Genomic DNA, 14,712 nt, shown 5'->3' with positions numbered 1-14,712 from the left:
AGCCGCTTCAATACAGCGCCCGCCACAAATAGAAGACGGCGTAGGCTTCCCAGCCCTTCCAGCGCGCGGCCATTTCTATGAGTTCAGCCGGCGTCGGTTTGCGGTCCATCCCGGCGAGGAATTTGACCGCGTTCTGCAAGCCGACATCGCCAGCGGGAAAAGCGGTCGTGTCCCGCAGGCAGCGCATCCGCACATACTGCGAGGTCCACGGACCGACGCCGCGGATACGCAGCAGCCGGGCTTCGGCTTCCTGCGGCGGGAGCGCCAGCAGCTCCTCCCGGCTCAGCTCGCCGGCGGCCAGCAGCCGCGCCACCTCCAGCACCGCCCGCGCTTTGTTTCGGGTCAGCTGAAGCGTGCACAGCTCCTCTTCCGAAACATCGCCGAATACGTCCGGCCGGGGAAAATGATAATACGTTCGCCCCTGCCATTCCAGCGAACCGCCATACCGCTGCGTCAGACGTTCCTTCAGCTTGTAGGCAAACGCCAGGTTCACCTGCTGGCCGAGGATTGCCCAGCATAACGCTTCGAACAAACCGGGCAAGGCAATGATCCGGAGGCCGCGTTCCCGCTCGGCCAACGGCGCGAGCAGCGGATCCGCCGCGGCCAGCGCATAAAACGGCCTCAGATCGCGGTCCAGATCAAACCATTCCGCAATGAACACCGCCAGGTCCTGCTGTTCCTGCGGCGCTGGCATAACGCCTGCCAGCAGCATCACCTTCAGCCGGTCTCCTGCCGCTGCCGCCCGGATCAGCGCCGGTCCGCCGCTGAAGGCAAACAGCCGGTTGACCCCGGAGGCATCCGGAACATACAGGCATTCCAGCGGCGAGCGGTTCATGTAGTCCAGATTGACGTCCCAGCGGAAATCCGGGGGCAGCGCCATCTCAAAAAGCAAATCGTTCATGCCCCGTCGCCCCCACTCCCGTAATTCCCTCCAGTGCCAGCAGCTCCTGTTTGAGCTGCAGTCCGCCGCGGTAGCCGGTCAAGGTTCCGTTGGTGCCGATAATGCGGTGGCAGGGAACGATGACGGGGACCGGGTTCTGGCCATTGGCGGTACCGACTGCCCGCACTGCTTTGGGACGGCCAATCCGCACAGCCAAATCCCCGTAGCTGGCCGTTACGCCGTAAGGAACCTCGGCCAGCGCCCCCCATACTTCCCGCTGAAACGGCGTTCCCCACAGATCGAGGGGAAGACCGCTGAAGTCGGTCTTTTCTCCGGCAAAATATTGCTCCAGCAGCGCGATGGCCCCCATGTCCGCGAATACGTTCCGGTCCTCGGCGATCGTGTGCAGCGGAGCGTAGGTCTTCAGCCAGGCTGCAGGAAGCTTGCCCTCATCCTGCTCATACGACAGCCGGATTAATCCCTTGTCGCTCGCCCAAAGCGTCCAACCGCGGTTGCCGGCAAACAGCGGCCAGCGGTAAATGTTGATCGGTTCCTTCATGGGTCATCGACCTCCTTTGGGATTCATCCGCATCCGGTATTCCGTCGGGGTTACCCCCGTTTTGTCCGCAAACCAGGCTGCGAAATGCGAAGCGCCGCGAAAACCGACCGTTTCGGCGACCGCTTTGGCCGGCTGACCGCTTTGCGACAGCAGCCGCTTGGCTTCGGACAGCCGCAGCGCGTCCAGCTTTGCCGCCGGCGTATACCCGGTTACGCGTTTATAGGTCCGCTGCAGGTGGTACGGGCTGACTTTGAGTTGCCCGGACAACGCCTCCAGCGTCAGTTTCGTTCTGAACGATGTCTCCATGACCGCATCGGCCTGGGCTGCGAGTACGGCATCCGGGCGCAGCCGGCCGCCTTCCTCGGGACGGCATCGTTTGCAGGGACGGAAGCCGGCCGCGACCGCATCCTCCAGCGAGCGGTAGAACGCTACGTTCTCCGCCCTGGGCGTACGCGCCCGGCAGGAAGGCCTGCATACGATGCCGGTCGTCCGCACGCCGGTATAAAAGATGCCGTCATACGTCGGCTCCCGATTGACTACGGTCTCATAAATGCGTTCGAACAATCCCTGATCCATCCTTGTCACCTCTTACGCACAAGTATATACGATCCCCTGGATCGAAGGTACCTTCCGGCAATAGGAGAGCAAAATTTCGACAGCCTGCGATTTTCCGCGGCGTCCGCCCGCCGTAATGCTATAATTAGAAACAACGATAGTACGAATTTAGTATGGGAGAACGATGGCGATGCATACCGAAAGTCCCATGACCGACAAGGAATGGACCCGGCTCCTTGCGGACGCGGCGCTTTATTTCGATGATTTAACCCTCAAACGGGGATTTCAATATTTCAAGCAGGGACGCGTCATTTCCCTCAAAATGTACGCGGCGCGCAAAATGGTGGCGCTTGTTGAAGGCCGGCAAAATTACGTCCTCGACGTCAATCTGGACAGCTTGTCCGCCAGTCAGTGCGACTGCCCGGAGGACAAGCCCTGCAAGCATATGGCCGCCGTGCTAATGCAGTTCGCCCAGCAGGAGGAGCGGCCGGTAGCGATGCTGGCGAACAGCAAGGCGCTGAGCGCCATGCCCAAGCCGGCGGCAGAGGCTCCCTCTCCCCGCGGCGTTCCTGTGCCGGGCCGGCGCGACCTGCTCCGGCAGCTGGCCGATTCGCTCGGCGAAGGCTCTGTCGAACAGTGGCGGGAATATATGCGGACGGCTACCGAGCCCTACCGGCAAACGATGTGGAACCTGCAGCAGGCCGGCCAGATTCTGGAGCAGCTTCTGCTATCCATGCCGAGACTTACGAAGACGGGAGAACGGCTGTTTCAATTTCACGCCCGTTTCTATATGCTGGAGCAGATTATCCGGCCCGGGAACCGCCCCGGCTCAAACGGCTTTGTCTCGCTCGGCTTCTATGCCGCAGCGGCCCTTACCGATCTGCTCGATGCGCTGAAGCAGCTGATGGAACAGCCGCTGGACCTACGGAGCGATCCGGAAGAACGGGAACGGCTGGAGGACACCGTCGCTTTGCTGCGGAGCGGCATGCTGGCCGAACCCCGCGACCGGTCCCGCGAACTGCCCTGCTACTCGATCTGCTACGGGCTGATCTGCCGCAACTGGCTCGCACCGGACGCTGAAGGCCAAGCACGCCTGATCCGCGAGCTGGAAGAGCTGAACCAAGCGGCCCAGGACCTGAGCGGAGCAGCGGAACAGGCGCTCAAGCTGGCTGCGGCACGGATTTGGGTGCTGCTCGGCAACGACCTTGAAGCCCAAAAGCTTCTGGGAGAAGCCGCCCAGCGGCCCGGCCTTTTTCCGGAAGAACTGCTGGGTCTTACGGAGCCGTTTACGGCAGCCGAAGAATGGGAACGGCTGGCGGACTGGCTCGGCTGGATCGGCCCGCTGCTGCCGGGGTATCCCAAGACGCATCTGGAGCATTTTGCAGCCGCCTGGGAGGACGCTGTACGTCACCGGCCGGAACTGGAAGCCGCGATGTGGGACAGCTTGTCCGGCCTTCTTCCCCAATCCGGAGATATTTACGAGCGGAAGCTGGCCGAGTCCGGCAAGTGGCAGGAGTGGATGGACTACCATCTGTCTTCCGGCCACACGCCGAGCCAGTTCCGGGCCAAGGACCTCCAGCCGGCAGAGAAAGCGGCGCCCGAGGTGCTGCTGCCCTTCTACCATCAGGCCGTGGAACGGCTTGTACTGGAGAAAAACCGCCACAGCTACAAGGAGGCAGTCCGGCTGCTGAAGCGGCTGGGCAAGATCTACAAGAAGCTGAAACGCGAGGAATGGTGGGAACACTATCTCTCCGGTTTTTCGGCTAAGCACAGCAGACTGCGGGCGCTCCAGGAGGAATTGCAGAAAGGAAAGCTGAATCCATGAACCATTTCCTACAACAGGTAACCATCCAGCTTGTCCTCAGCGAATACGGCGACGCGCTGTTCTTCGGTACGGATGAACGGGCGGAATACATACCCGGCCTGGCGCTCAAGCATTTGCTGTTTGCCTGGCATGAAGCCTCGGTGTACGGCACCGAGCTGGCCGTGCGCCGCATCGACGACGTCGAGGTCGTCGTCCTGCCCGCGGAGCAGACGCTTGCGTTCTTCGCCGGCCTTAGGCCGCTCCGCCATATCGGCTGGAGCTTCGTCAACAATGCCGAACGAATGCTGCTCCTGGCGCCGCTGCTGGACGGGCTGATCGAGGGGCGCCGCTATGCGCCAAGCCTGGCCGCGTTCCGCGAAGGAGCGCTGCGCTGGCATTGGGACGCCAAAGCGCCCGAGCTTGCTGCCGCCGGGTCGGAGACCCGGGCGGCGCTGCGCGGGCTCGCCGATGTCCCCGACTTCGCGGCCGGCCTGCGCGCCGCCTTCTCCGCGGCGGTCATGCAGCGCCATTACGGCACGGCGGCCGCGCTGAACGATTTGCGCGGCGAGTTCCCCCCGCTCTTCTCCCCCGGAGGAGCGGGGACGGCCGGGATGGACGAGGACAGCTGGCTGATGTCCATCGGCTGGCGTGCGGACACGGCCGCGTTCCGCACGGCGCTGCAGCTGCTGGAGCCGGATGAGGAGCATCCGGTCTGGCGGCTCCAGCTGCTGCTGCAGGACAAGCGCGACGCTTCCGCGCTTGTTCCGGTGCGGCTCGCGGACGACGGCGAGCCGCATGGCCTGTGGCCCGCTTCCTGGACGAACCATGTCCGGGAACGCGGGCCGGGTTGGCTCTCGCAGCTGCGCGAGAGCCTGCCGGCGCACATCGGCCACGGCGCCGATGTGCTCGCGCAGCCGCTCGGCGACGAGGGCGCCTGGCGGTTCCTGACCGAAGACAGCCGGCGGCTGCTCGCGGCCGGCTGGCAGGTGCTGCTCCCAGCGTGGTGGGAAGCCGCCGGGCGCACAAAGCCGCGCCTGCGCGCCAAGGTCCGCGCCGGCGAAGAGACGCGCTCCGGGAAGTCCCTGTTTGGCATGGACTCGATCATCGACTTTGATTGGCGCGTCTCCATCGGCGAAGCCGACCTCTCCGAAGAAGAGTTCGCGGAGCTGCTGGCGCGCGGCCAGCGGCTCGTGAACTTCCGCGGCCAGTGGATCCCGCTGGACCCGGCGCTGCTCGCGCAGATCCAACGGGCGATGGCCAGCATGGACAAGTCGCGCGGCCTGTCCTTCCAGGATGCGCTGCAGCTGCATATTCTCCGCGAACAGCGCAAGGCGTTCGCGCAAAAGGCCGGCGCTGCAGCACCGGAGGAGGAAGAGGAAGATCCGCTCGAAGCCGCGGCGCGCCTGGAGCTGGAAGTCGAGCTGAACGAGCAGCTACTGGGACTGGTGCGGCAGCTGGGCCACGGTGCGGAGCGGCCGGCTCCCGAGCCGCCGGCCGGACTAAGAGCCGAGCTGCGCAGCTACCAGCGCGAAGGCTTCGGCTGGCTGGCTTTTCTGCGGCGCTACGGCATGGGCGCCGTCCTGGCCGACGACATGGGCCTTGGCAAAACGGTGCAGCTGATCGCCTATCTGCTGCATGTGAAAGAGCTGGAGGCGCAGGCGCTCAGGGAAGGCGTGCCCGCAGGGCGGCGGCAGACCGATCCGCCCGGCTGGCCGGCGCTGATCATTTGCCCGACCTCGGTGCTGGGCAACTGGCAGAAGGAGCTGCAGCGCTTCGCCCCGTCGCTCAAGGTCATGCTGCATTACGGCAGCCGGCGTCTGGCGGACGGCTTCTTTTTCGGCGCGGCGATGCAGGCCGACGTCGTACTGACCTCGTATGCAACGGCTTCGCTGGACCAGGAGCTGCTGAAGCAGTTTACCTGGAACGCCATTTGCCTCGATGAGGCCCAGAACATCAAAAACGCCGGGACCAAGCAGTCCGCGGCGGTGCGCAGCTTTCCTGCGCTTCATAAAATTGCGCTGACCGGCACGCCGATCGAGAACCGGCTGTCGGAGCTGTGGTCCATTTACGACTTTATTGCGCCGGGTTATCTCGGCAGCGCGAAGGCGTTCCAGACGCGTTTCGCCCTGCCGATTGAAAAAGAGCGCAGCGAAGAGCGTACCGGCGAGCTGCAAAAGCTCGTCCAGCCGTTCATGCTGCGCCGCAAAAAGAAGGATCCGGACATTCAGCTCGACCTGCCCGATAAAAACGAGATGAAAACCTACATCCACCTGACCGCCGAGCAAGCGGCATTGTACGAGCAAACGGTGGCCGAGCTGATGGAGAAGATGAAGCAGCTCGAAGGCATGCAGCGCAAGGGCGCGATTCTCTCCGCGCTGACCTCCTTGAAGCAGCTTTGCGACCATCCGCTGCTGTTGACCAAAGAGGGCAGCCCCGATCTGGAGCCGGGCGACATACCGGCACTCATCGAGCGTTCGGCGAAGCTGGAGCGGCTGCTTGCCATGGTGCGCGAGCTTCGGGAAGAGAATGACCGCTGTCTGATCTTCACCCAGTATATCGGCATGGGCAACATGCTCAAGCGCGTGCTTGAAGCGGAGCTCGGCGAACCTGTGCTGTACCTGAACGGCAGCACGCCCAAAACTGTACGCGACAAAATGATTGAACGCTTCCAGGCGCCCGCGGCCTCTGCAAGCAGTGCCGGAGAAGCGGGTGACCAGCCGAATGTCTTTATTCTTTCGCTCAAAGCGGGAGGCGTCGGCCTGAATTTAACCGCAGCCAACCATGTCTTTCACTTCGACCGCTGGTGGAATCCGGCCGTCGAGAATCAGGCGACCGACCGGGCTTACCGGATGGGGCAGACGAAAGACGTGCAGGTTCACAAATTCATCTCGCTGGGTACGCTGGAGGAGCGGATCGACGAGATGCTCGTCGGCAAGCAGCAGCTCAGCGACGACGTCATCTCCAGCTCGGAGCAATGGATTACCGAGTTGTCCACCGAAGCGCTGCGCGAGCTGATCACCCTGCGGCGGGACTGGTCGGGTTAAAGGATTTCGGCCCGTTCCTACCATTGCTCGGCCATCCGGAAAACGGCCGCTACGCTGTCCTCGCCGGTCAGCGAGCTGACGACCAGCGTCAGCGTCTCTTCGCGCAGGCTGTAGGACAGCTGCTCGCTCCGCAAGTCGAGCGTAACGCTCTGATACGCGCCGGCGATGCCCGAGCCGATCCCCTGGGTAATGACCCGCCCGCCCGTTACCGTGGTGCAAGTATAATTCACCTGAAGCGCCGTCGCATTCGTAGGAATAATGGTGGTGGGCGTCGGGTAGCTTACAAAGGTGCCGTTGACCGCCCCTCCGGCGACCAGAGAATAGCGGATAGGCGTGGATGCCAGAATCTGCACGCCGTCCGGTCGCAGCTGCGAAGCCACCGCTTCGGGAATCGTCAGCGTCGGGCTGCGGCGGAAGCTGATGGCCGCGAACGGCGTATCCGTCACTTCAAGATTATCCCGGAACTCCGAGGTGATCCGGCTTAAATCGACGCGTTTCAAATCCACCCGCTGATAGACGCCGACCGTGTCAACCAGGAATATCTCCACGCCCAGGAGGTCCTGGGAATAATACACGTTGAATTGAAAAAAATTAAAGGTAATGTTGTAGGTTCTGGTGACCACGCTGCCGACGGTAAGTTCAAGCAGTTCTTGAGCAAACAGGGACTCCGGATTGTTGTCGTTGTTCAAACCGGTTAAATACACCAGAGTGTCGGCCGTTCCGCTGTTGACGATTTTGACGACGGCCTGGACGATCGTCTGCATGTTTCCGCTCGGCAGACGGGTCAACGTATTGGTAGTGTACACAGCCACGGCGCATCCTCCTTCTAAACATGACTACGATATCGTATGCAGCCCGGGGAAGAAGTTTCGGGACAGCCGCCGGTTTGCCGGAAAATGGTTATTATGCTACAATGACCTTAACTTTTGAGATCGGAGGGTTGCCGTGTGATTGATTATATCCGGGTTCGCACTTTGCGCGGCTAATTTATGCCATTAGCGCCAAAGCTCTGCCCTGTGCAGAGGACTCAGGATAGGTCTATCCACTTTAGGCAGCCCCATGATATTCGGGAAGAACTACTCCGCATAACACTCCCTTTACCCGCAGCGTAACCCTGCTGCGTCCGGGAGCGGTCCGGCGTTGTTCCTCGGGCTTTTTCAGGCCCGGATGCCAAAGACCTTTATGCCTATTCTATTGTCCTCGTATCGTACGCACAGGCGGTTTGCCTGTGCTTTTTTATGTCTCATTTTGAACTGGAGGTAGATTTACTGTATGGAAACCAAACAACAACGCGCGATTATCGTCGGCGTCGAGCTGCAGCATGACGATCATTTTGCTTATGCCATGGAGGAGCTGCGGAATTTGGCGGCGGCCTGCGAGATCGAGGTCATCGGCGAGCTGACGCAAAAAGCGAGCCGGATTAACCCGTCCCATTATCTCGGAACCGGCAAGGTGCAGGAGCTGGCCCGGCTGCTGGAGGAAGACGAGGAGGCTGCAGTGATCTTTAACGACGAGCTGTCTCCGTCGCAAATCCGCAACCTGGAGGCTGATCTGGACCGCCAGGTCATTGATCGCACGGTGCTGATTCTTAATATTTTCGCCGAACGCGCCAAAACCAAAGAGGCCCAGCTGCAGGTGGAGGTTGCAAGGCTGCAATACCTGCTCCCCCGTCTAAGCGGAATGCGCGAAGCGCTCGGCAGGCAGGGCGGCGGCGCCGGCCTCAAGAACAAAGGTACCGGGGAAACACAGCTGGAGCTGGACCGCAGACGGATCGAGGAGCGCATCACGGCGCTGCAGCGGGAGCTGCACAGCATGGTGCTGCGCCGCCAGCTTCAGCGGAAACAGCGCCATAAAAACGAAGTGCCGGTCGTGTGTCTCGTCGGCTATACGAACTCCGGCAAGTCCAGCCTGATGAATGCGCTCGTCGATACGTACCATCCCGGCGAGGAAAAGGAAGTGCTGGCCAAAAACATGCTGTTCGCCACGCTCGAAACGGCCGTCCGCAGCATTGAGCTGCCGGATCATAAAACCTTCCTGCTGACGGATACCGTCGGATTTGTCAGCCGGCTGCCGCATCATCTGGTCAAAGCCTTCCGTTCCACGCTGGAGGAAGTGGCCGAAGCGGATCTGCTCGTGCATGTCGCCGACAGCGCCGATCCGCAGGTAGCGCAGCATATGGAAGTAACCACCGAAACGCTTAAGGCGCTCGGCGCGGATGGCATTCCGACCATCTTCGCCTACAATAAAGCCGATTTGGCCGGACGTCCGTACCCCCTCGTGGAAGGCGATACGCTGAGTCTGTCGGCCACTGAACGCAAAGGGATCGACGAGCTCACTGACATGATCCGCGCCCGCGTATTTACCGATTTTATCCGCTGCGAGATTCTTGTTCCCTACGACCGCGGCAGCCTGGTTTCGTATTTCAACGAAAACGCGCATATCCGCGAGACCAGCTACGAGGAAGAAGGCACACGGCTGCTTCTCGAATGCAAGCTGAGCGATTACGAGAAATACAAAAACGACTTTACGGAGCTTTCCCGTGAGGCATAACGATCTCAAGAAAACATGACTCCGAAACCTGTTCGGAGTAAGCAAACAGCCGGACCTAAGCGGAAAATCCGCCATGGCCCGGCTGTTCTCATTTGATATACGTTTTGCAGCCGATGCGGGAGTAGATCGCGGTCCGCGGACCGTTGGTCTTCCTCACGGCCCGGCTTTGACCCAGGCTCTGGATATAAGCGAAATCCGGGTGAAGCGCTTCGTCCGATAAATAAGCGGAGATGCGGCTGCCGGGGACCCGTTCCCGGTTGAGCGAGGCGATCATCGCTTCTTCGGTTTTGATGCCTAGCCCGTGGCCGTAGTAACGATCCGGACCGAGCATAATGGCGTTCTCCCCCTGCCATTCCTGTTTATCCGGGTCATGATCCGGATTTTTAAAGTACACGACGTCTCCCGGCGTTCTCTCCGACGGATTGAAGGTTGTGATCAGCCGCAGATTGTCGTCATAGCTCCAGTCCCACAGGAACAGGTTTTGGAAATACCGGTCAAACGCCCCTTCCCCGATCATATCGATGGTGGCTTTGTACAGAATCATCACCATAGCCATCGCGCACTCAAAGGCATATAATCTGCCGTTCACAAAAATATCCCGAATTGCCGCGGACGGCGACACTCCGTTCTTCAGCTCAAATCCGCCATTGTTCGTACGGTTCCAGTATTGCGGGTTGCAGCGGGAATTTTTGAAGGTGGAAAAATTCGATCCCCCGCCGTTCATCTCCAATGCGGCCGCAATAATCCGCTCCCGCATCTGCCGCTCGAATTCCGGATCGCCGCCAGCATTAATGCCATATGCCATTACGGTCTGCCCCTTCCCTATAGTGTCAAAAAATATAGGTTATTGTACGTGTCGGGCATTCGAATGGTGACTTCAAGATCTCGGGCGGCTACCAATTGTTTCCCGTTCCCGATACCGTAAAGCTTGTTGACGTATTCAGGAACTTGCCGGAAGGCGCACCGGTCACGGTGTTGTTATTGAAGACGGACGTTCCGGTGGCCGAGCCTCTGATATAAACGCCGTAGGTGCCGGCATTGATAATCGTATTGGACGCATAAGTCACCGAGATGTCCGGCGCCGGCTCTTCGATGAATATCCCTTCGTAGGTGCTGTCCTGGATCGTATTGCCAGATACCGCAACAGTCAGATTCTGAGCCTTGCCGCTGTTGTTCAGCCAATACGCCCAAACCGCGCCGATGGGGTAGCCGTAATCCCGGTGGGCGGAGCCGGTCCGGAGCAGCAGATTATTCTGAATGGTTAAGGTGCCGGTCATGGAAGGCGGGTTGAAATTGGTGCCAAAGGCAATTCCGCCGCCGGTGCGTACGGTATCCGCAACCAGGTTGCCGATCACCTTATTGTCCTTGCCCCCGTAAATCGCGATATTGTTCGCAAGCGTAGGGAGCTGCACTGTATTGTAGCTGAACGTATTGTTGGTATCCAGGTAGGTGTCCGACCACATGGCCAGCCCGTCGTCGCCGCTGTTGCGGACCGAGTTGTTGGTAACGATGCTGTTGGAAGTGCCGCGATGCAGATTCAAGCCGTCCGCCCAAACGTTCCTGATTCTGGAATTCGAGACAGTGGCATTGTTGGTCTGGTTGGTCAGCCAGACGCCTACCTTGGTATGCTCGATCCAGAGGTTGGTGATGGTGGAGTTCGTGGCGACGCCTTCCACGCCCGTCACGCCGTTATAGTCGTCGCGGATTACGTCATTGCCGCTGATTTTGAAATCGGAAATCGTCGCGTTTCCGCCTCTCAGATAAATACCCGCATAGTTGCCCGCGAGCGTGGAATACCAAATTCCCGCGCCTTTGACGGAAATGCCGCCGTCGAGATACAGCCGGGTGCCTGTTCCATCCCAGGCCGCCCCTCTGTTCCCATTGTTCAGATTGAAGGTTCCCGCCGGAATCCAGATGCCTTTATACGTTCCGCCGGCGTTTTTGACGGCATTGATGGCGTTGTTGATTGCCGTGGTATCATCTGTTCCGTCGTCTGGGGCCGCGCCGTAATTCGCAATGGACACATAGCCTGAAGGGATCGTCAATGCGGCAGGCACCGCCTCCGCTTCCACCAGGTCAATCGTCACGCTCGCCGTAGAGGCAAAGTTCAGGTTAGAGGCATTTCGCTGAAGCTTGATCAGGGTACCGGCCGGATACTCTTTATCGAGCAGAACAGATACCTCATCATACATATGGGCGGGCGTCGTCGACGCCGCATTTGGATTGTTGGACCAGTGGATTTCTCCGCCTTCCGTGCCCCATTCGCCGTAATTCCAGCTGTATTTGGAAGTCAGGCTGACCTCTTTGGACAGCGTTCCTCCGGTATACAGGCTGATCGCGGAATCGATACCCGTGCCTGCAGCGTTATCCGGAATGGAATAACGGATAGTCAGGCCCCGTGCTGCTTTGGTCAAGGCAAACTGCACGTATTGGCCGGCCGAGGTCAACCGGACGGCCTTCCGCCCGGAAGCTTCGGAAGCGATATTGCCCGGCGTTGTGGAGGAACCGACTACTGCTCCTGTATACGCCGCATTTTCCGCTTCATAAGTAACGTACGGCATCGTTGCGCCATATGCACCCGCCGTAGCTGTCGGGCTTGGGGTTGGTGTCGGGCTTGGGGTTGGCGTAACCGTCGGGGTCGGCGTTGGGGTAGCCGTCGGCGTCGGCGTGGCGGTCGGCGTTGAAGTCGGCGTCGGCGTAGCCCCGACTGTTCCATAGACCTCGAATTCGGCGGCCTGCCCTCCGGTCGCTCCGCTGTTGGCCGTAAAATTAATCCTTACATATCTGGCCGAAGCCGCCGCAAATGTAATTTGCACTTTGTTATTCGAGGCAGGGTTGAACGTATAAGTCTGCGAAGCCGCAAGTACATTATAGGACGTGTTGCTGGTGCTGCCCTGAACCGACAGCGTCTGGGTTCGGGTTCCCCAAGAAGCGGGGAGCTTCAGAATTACGGTATGGACCGCCTGCGCGCTGCCAAGATCCACCGTCAGCGTATTCGGGTAGCTGTTCGCCGCGCCTTCATAGTAGGTTGAAGCGTTGCCGTCCACCGCATAACCCGCCGGAAAGCCGGAAAATGTATTGTTCGCGGCGATGGTCTTGCCCAAGGCCAGATTCGTCCCAAGCGCCGCATCTACCGTAAGGTTGTCGAGATTGACGTTCCCGGAATCGGCGGCATCGAATTTATACATTACCGTGTTGCTGCCGGCATTCAAAGATACGGTCTCGGTCTGCACGGACCATGCATTCCAGTCTGCCGTGGCCGGAAGTGAAATCTGCTTCAGCCGGATCCCATTGATGTACAGGCTCAGCGTTTGCGCCGCCCCCGTACCATTGGAGTATCTTAATGCCGCCGTGTAGCTTCCTGAAGAGGAAGCGCTTACAGAAAAGTGGGTATAGGCGCTGCCTTTATTGGCATCCGTATATCCGCCGACGAAGCCGGTCCCCGTATACCCGGTATGGTCGGCAGCGACAACGGTTCCCCCCGAAAGCGCAGCGGTCTCTGCTTCATACGTTTGAGCCGCCGCAGATACCGTATAGGCCCAAGGCATCGGAATGGCCAATAAAGATAAAACAAGCAAGTACGCCAGGAACTTGTTGACTCTTAATGTTCTGAGCATTGCATTACCTCCATAGTTTTCGAATGGACTGCACCGGCCGTCGTTCAACGGCCCGCTGCTGAAAGTATAAGAATGCCTTCCATTCTCCGGCTACTCCGATAATGACCTGTATCGTCAAAATTGTGACCATGCTTGTGATTTCCTGATTATTAGCCCCAAGAATCTGTTCCGGACATGCAAACGGCAACCTTTCTTTACTCCCTGCCCCCCCGAAACCATTCATTCAGCTGCTCCGTCTCCTCGGTCAGCAGATCCAGATATACGGATAGGCGGTAATGGGTTTCCTTGAGGCTCCGTCCGGTCAGCTCGGCAATCCGGCTAAGCCGGTACATCAGCGTATTGGTGTGGATATGCAGGTAAGCGGCCGCTTCCTTCAGGTTGCCGTCCAGCGATAAATATACGGCGACCGTCTTGAGAAAATCGCTTTTATGCTCCCGGTCATGTTCGATAAGAGGCATGAGCAGGGAACTGCGGCGGCTCTGGCGCCGTTTTTGCTCCAGGATTGCCGGAACGTAGGCCCAAAAGCCGACCGTTTCGTAAAGCAGCAGCTCCCGCGTATGGTACGGCAGCAGCTTCTTGAGCCCGAGAATCGCCAGGGCTTCCCTGTAAGCCGCTTCCGCCGAGGCGTATTCCCGGTATTCCCGGCTGCAGGCCGCGTTGACCCCGGCGGCATCCGGGCGGCCGGGGTCCCGCTGCAGTTGGCCGATCGCCTGCTGAAGCTGCTGCGCCTCCCGGACCGGATAGCGGAACGAAAACAGCGCAATCACCCGATTCTGTTCGGCGGTCAGAAATAGCGGAAGGAAACCGGAGATGCTCTCCGCCCGGCTGCGGAGCCGCTGCAGCAGGGGTTCATCCGCCGCTTGGCCGTATTCGATCACGCCGATATAGTAATGCTCCGGAAGGGCAATCGATTCGGCCTGCGCCTCCAGCCGGATGCGCGGCTCCGTATCGAAATGCGAGGTCAGCAGCTTCCAGAAAAAATCCTCCTGCGCCTTCTCCTGCTTCAGCTTCCAGCCCCGCTGCTTCAGCAGGTAGCGGGCGGCAATGCCCGCCGCTTTGGCAACGATGCGCTCGGCGTGCCCCTCGGGAAGATTGCCGCGGTCTACGACCCAGATATACCCGAGGATCTCCTGCTGGTGTTTGATGCATACCGCCAGGCGCGGGCCCAGCCCGACCTCCATGACGGCGGGGATGCGTTGCGGCTGCCCGGAAGTCTCCAGGCGCTGCATCACCCCTTTTTTGCGCAGGCCGATGATGACCGCGCTGGGCACGACCTTGCCGATAATCGTCGATATCCGCGCCGGATCGCTCTCGAACTGGTGCGAGCTGTAGCCGATCACATGATGATTGCTGTCTTCTATAGTCACCTGGGCCATCAGCGATTCGCTGATGGCGTCCGCCAGACCTTCCATGCTATCAAAAAATTGATCCAATGCCGGTTCGAATTCGTTCAAACGCCCCACCCCAACCCGAAGAATGCCTAAGCTCAAAGAGTGATTTTATTATAGTCCGGCGACGGGCGGCATGACTATAGGACAACGCAAATTTTTCGCAAGTTTTATAACAAGCCATGTCAGGTGTTGAGCAAAAAAAGATCCGGCGATCTTTCGCCGGACAAAGGGGGACTTGCTGTGTGGATAGACAGTACGCCTGTTGCAGCTTGCAAAGCCCAATTCTATATTTCAGCGCGTGAACGCGTACGC

10 protein-coding genes are annotated in these 14,712 nt (G+C 59.7%); 3 read left to right on the top strand and 7 right to left on the bottom strand.

What is annotated here, in order from left to right; all coding sequences use genetic code 11:
• Positions 1–7: 7 nt before the first annotated feature.
• The 3 genes from BMW84_RS19865 to BMW84_RS19855 are packed head-to-tail and all read right to left on the bottom strand — an operon-like array spanning position 8 to position 2,015.
• A complete protein-coding gene (locus BMW84_RS19865) occupies positions 8–901 on the bottom strand; it encodes a DNA-3-methyladenine glycosylase family protein (protein WP_091071379.1) in 894 nt (297 codons plus the stop codon).
• Positions 882–1,439, bottom strand: coding sequence for a methylated-DNA--[protein]-cysteine S-methyltransferase (locus BMW84_RS19860; protein ID WP_091071377.1), 558 nt, complete (start codon positions 1,437–1,439; stop codon positions 882–884). The genes BMW84_RS19865 and BMW84_RS19860 overlap by 20 nt, the downstream gene beginning before the upstream one ends.
• A gap of 3 nt (positions 1,440–1,442) precedes the next feature.
• Positions 1,443–2,015 (bottom strand): bifunctional transcriptional activator/DNA repair enzyme AdaA, encoded by a 573-nt coding sequence (locus BMW84_RS19855; protein ID WP_091071376.1) that lies wholly within the window; start codon positions 2,013–2,015, stop codon positions 1,443–1,445.
• 169 nt (positions 2,016–2,184) lie between these two features.
• On the opposite strand from BMW84_RS19855, the gene BMW84_RS19850 reads away from it, so the two are divergent.
• On the top strand, positions 2,185–3,819 hold the full coding sequence (locus BMW84_RS19850; RefSeq protein ID WP_175498924.1) for an SWIM zinc finger family protein: 1,635 nt from the start codon (positions 2,185–2,187) through the stop codon (positions 3,817–3,819).
• Positions 3,816–6,842 (top strand): DEAD/DEAH box helicase, encoded by a 3,027-nt coding sequence (locus BMW84_RS19845; protein ID WP_091071373.1) that lies wholly within the window; start codon positions 3,816–3,818, stop codon positions 6,840–6,842. The genes BMW84_RS19850 and BMW84_RS19845 overlap by 4 nt, the downstream gene beginning before the upstream one ends.
• Positions 6,843–6,859: 17 nt before the next feature.
• Here BMW84_RS19845 and BMW84_RS19840 read toward each other — a convergent pair whose 3' ends face one another.
• Complete coding sequence (locus BMW84_RS19840) at positions 6,860–7,654, bottom strand: hypothetical protein (RefSeq protein ID WP_091071371.1); 795 nt, start codon at positions 7,652–7,654, stop codon at positions 6,860–6,862.
• Between the two features lie 460 nt (positions 7,655–8,114).
• Between BMW84_RS19840 and hflX the strand changes: the two genes are divergently transcribed.
• The gene (hflX, locus tag BMW84_RS19835) at positions 8,115–9,392 is read left to right on the top strand and encodes a GTPase HflX (RefSeq protein WP_091071369.1); all 1,278 of its coding nucleotides are present in this window, start codon (positions 8,115–8,117) and stop codon (positions 9,390–9,392) included.
• Between the two features lie 88 nt (positions 9,393–9,480).
• Here the strand turns inward: hflX and BMW84_RS19830 are convergent, their stop codons facing one another.
• The 3 genes from BMW84_RS19830 to BMW84_RS19815 all read right to left on the bottom strand — a co-directional run bounded on the left by BMW84_RS19830 (position 9,481) and on the right by BMW84_RS19815 (position 14,463).
• Positions 9,481–10,197, bottom strand: a complete 717-nt coding sequence (locus tag BMW84_RS19830; protein ID WP_091071368.1) for a protein-glutamine gamma-glutamyltransferase — start codon at positions 10,195–10,197, stop codon at positions 9,481–9,483.
• Positions 10,198–10,285: 88 nt separating this feature from the next.
• Positions 10,286–13,009 (bottom strand): galactose-binding domain-containing protein, encoded by a 2,724-nt coding sequence (locus BMW84_RS19825; RefSeq protein ID WP_091071366.1) that lies wholly within the window; start codon positions 13,007–13,009, stop codon positions 10,286–10,288.
• Between the two features lie 194 nt (positions 13,010–13,203).
• Positions 13,204–14,463, bottom strand: coding sequence for a PucR family transcriptional regulator (locus BMW84_RS19815; RefSeq protein WP_091071362.1), 1,260 nt, complete (start codon positions 14,461–14,463; stop codon positions 13,204–13,206).
• Positions 14,464–14,712 lie beyond the last annotated feature (249 nt).

This window comes from Paenibacillus sp. NFR01 (genome assembly GCF_900111565.1).
GTDB lineage: Bacteria > Bacillota > Bacilli > Paenibacillales > Paenibacillaceae > Paenibacillus_AQ.
Note: the sequence above shows the minus strand (reverse complement) of the source record. Positions and strands in the feature narration are given on the sequence as shown.

Excerpts from the sequence above, each read along its gene's own strand:
- BMW84_RS19865 (WP_091071379.1), bottom strand. The coding sequence starts at position 901 with ATGAACGATTTGCTTTTTGAGATGGCGCTGCCCCCGGATTTCCGCTGG.
- BMW84_RS19860 (WP_091071377.1), bottom strand. The coding sequence starts at position 1,439 with ATGAAGGAACCGATCAACATTTACCGCTGGCCGCTGTTTGCCGGCAAC.
- BMW84_RS19855 (WP_091071376.1), bottom strand. The coding sequence starts at position 2,015 with ATGGATCAGGGATTGTTCGAACGCATTTATGAGACCGTAGTCAATCGG.
- BMW84_RS19850 (WP_175498924.1), top strand. The coding sequence starts at position 2,185 with ATGCATACCGAAAGTCCCATGACCGACAAGGAATGGACCCGGCTCCTT.
- BMW84_RS19845 (WP_091071373.1), top strand. The coding sequence starts at position 3,816 with ATGAACCATTTCCTACAACAGGTAACCATCCAGCTTGTCCTCAGCGAA.
- hflX (WP_091071369.1), top strand. The coding sequence starts at position 8,115 with ATGGAAACCAAACAACAACGCGCGATTATCGTCGGCGTCGAGCTGCAG.
- BMW84_RS19830 (WP_091071368.1), bottom strand. The coding sequence starts at position 10,197 with ATGGCATATGGCATTAATGCTGGCGGCGATCCGGAATTCGAGCGGCAG.
- BMW84_RS19825 (WP_091071366.1), bottom strand. The coding sequence starts at position 13,009 with ATGCTCAGAACATTAAGAGTCAACAAGTTCCTGGCGTACTTGCTTGTT.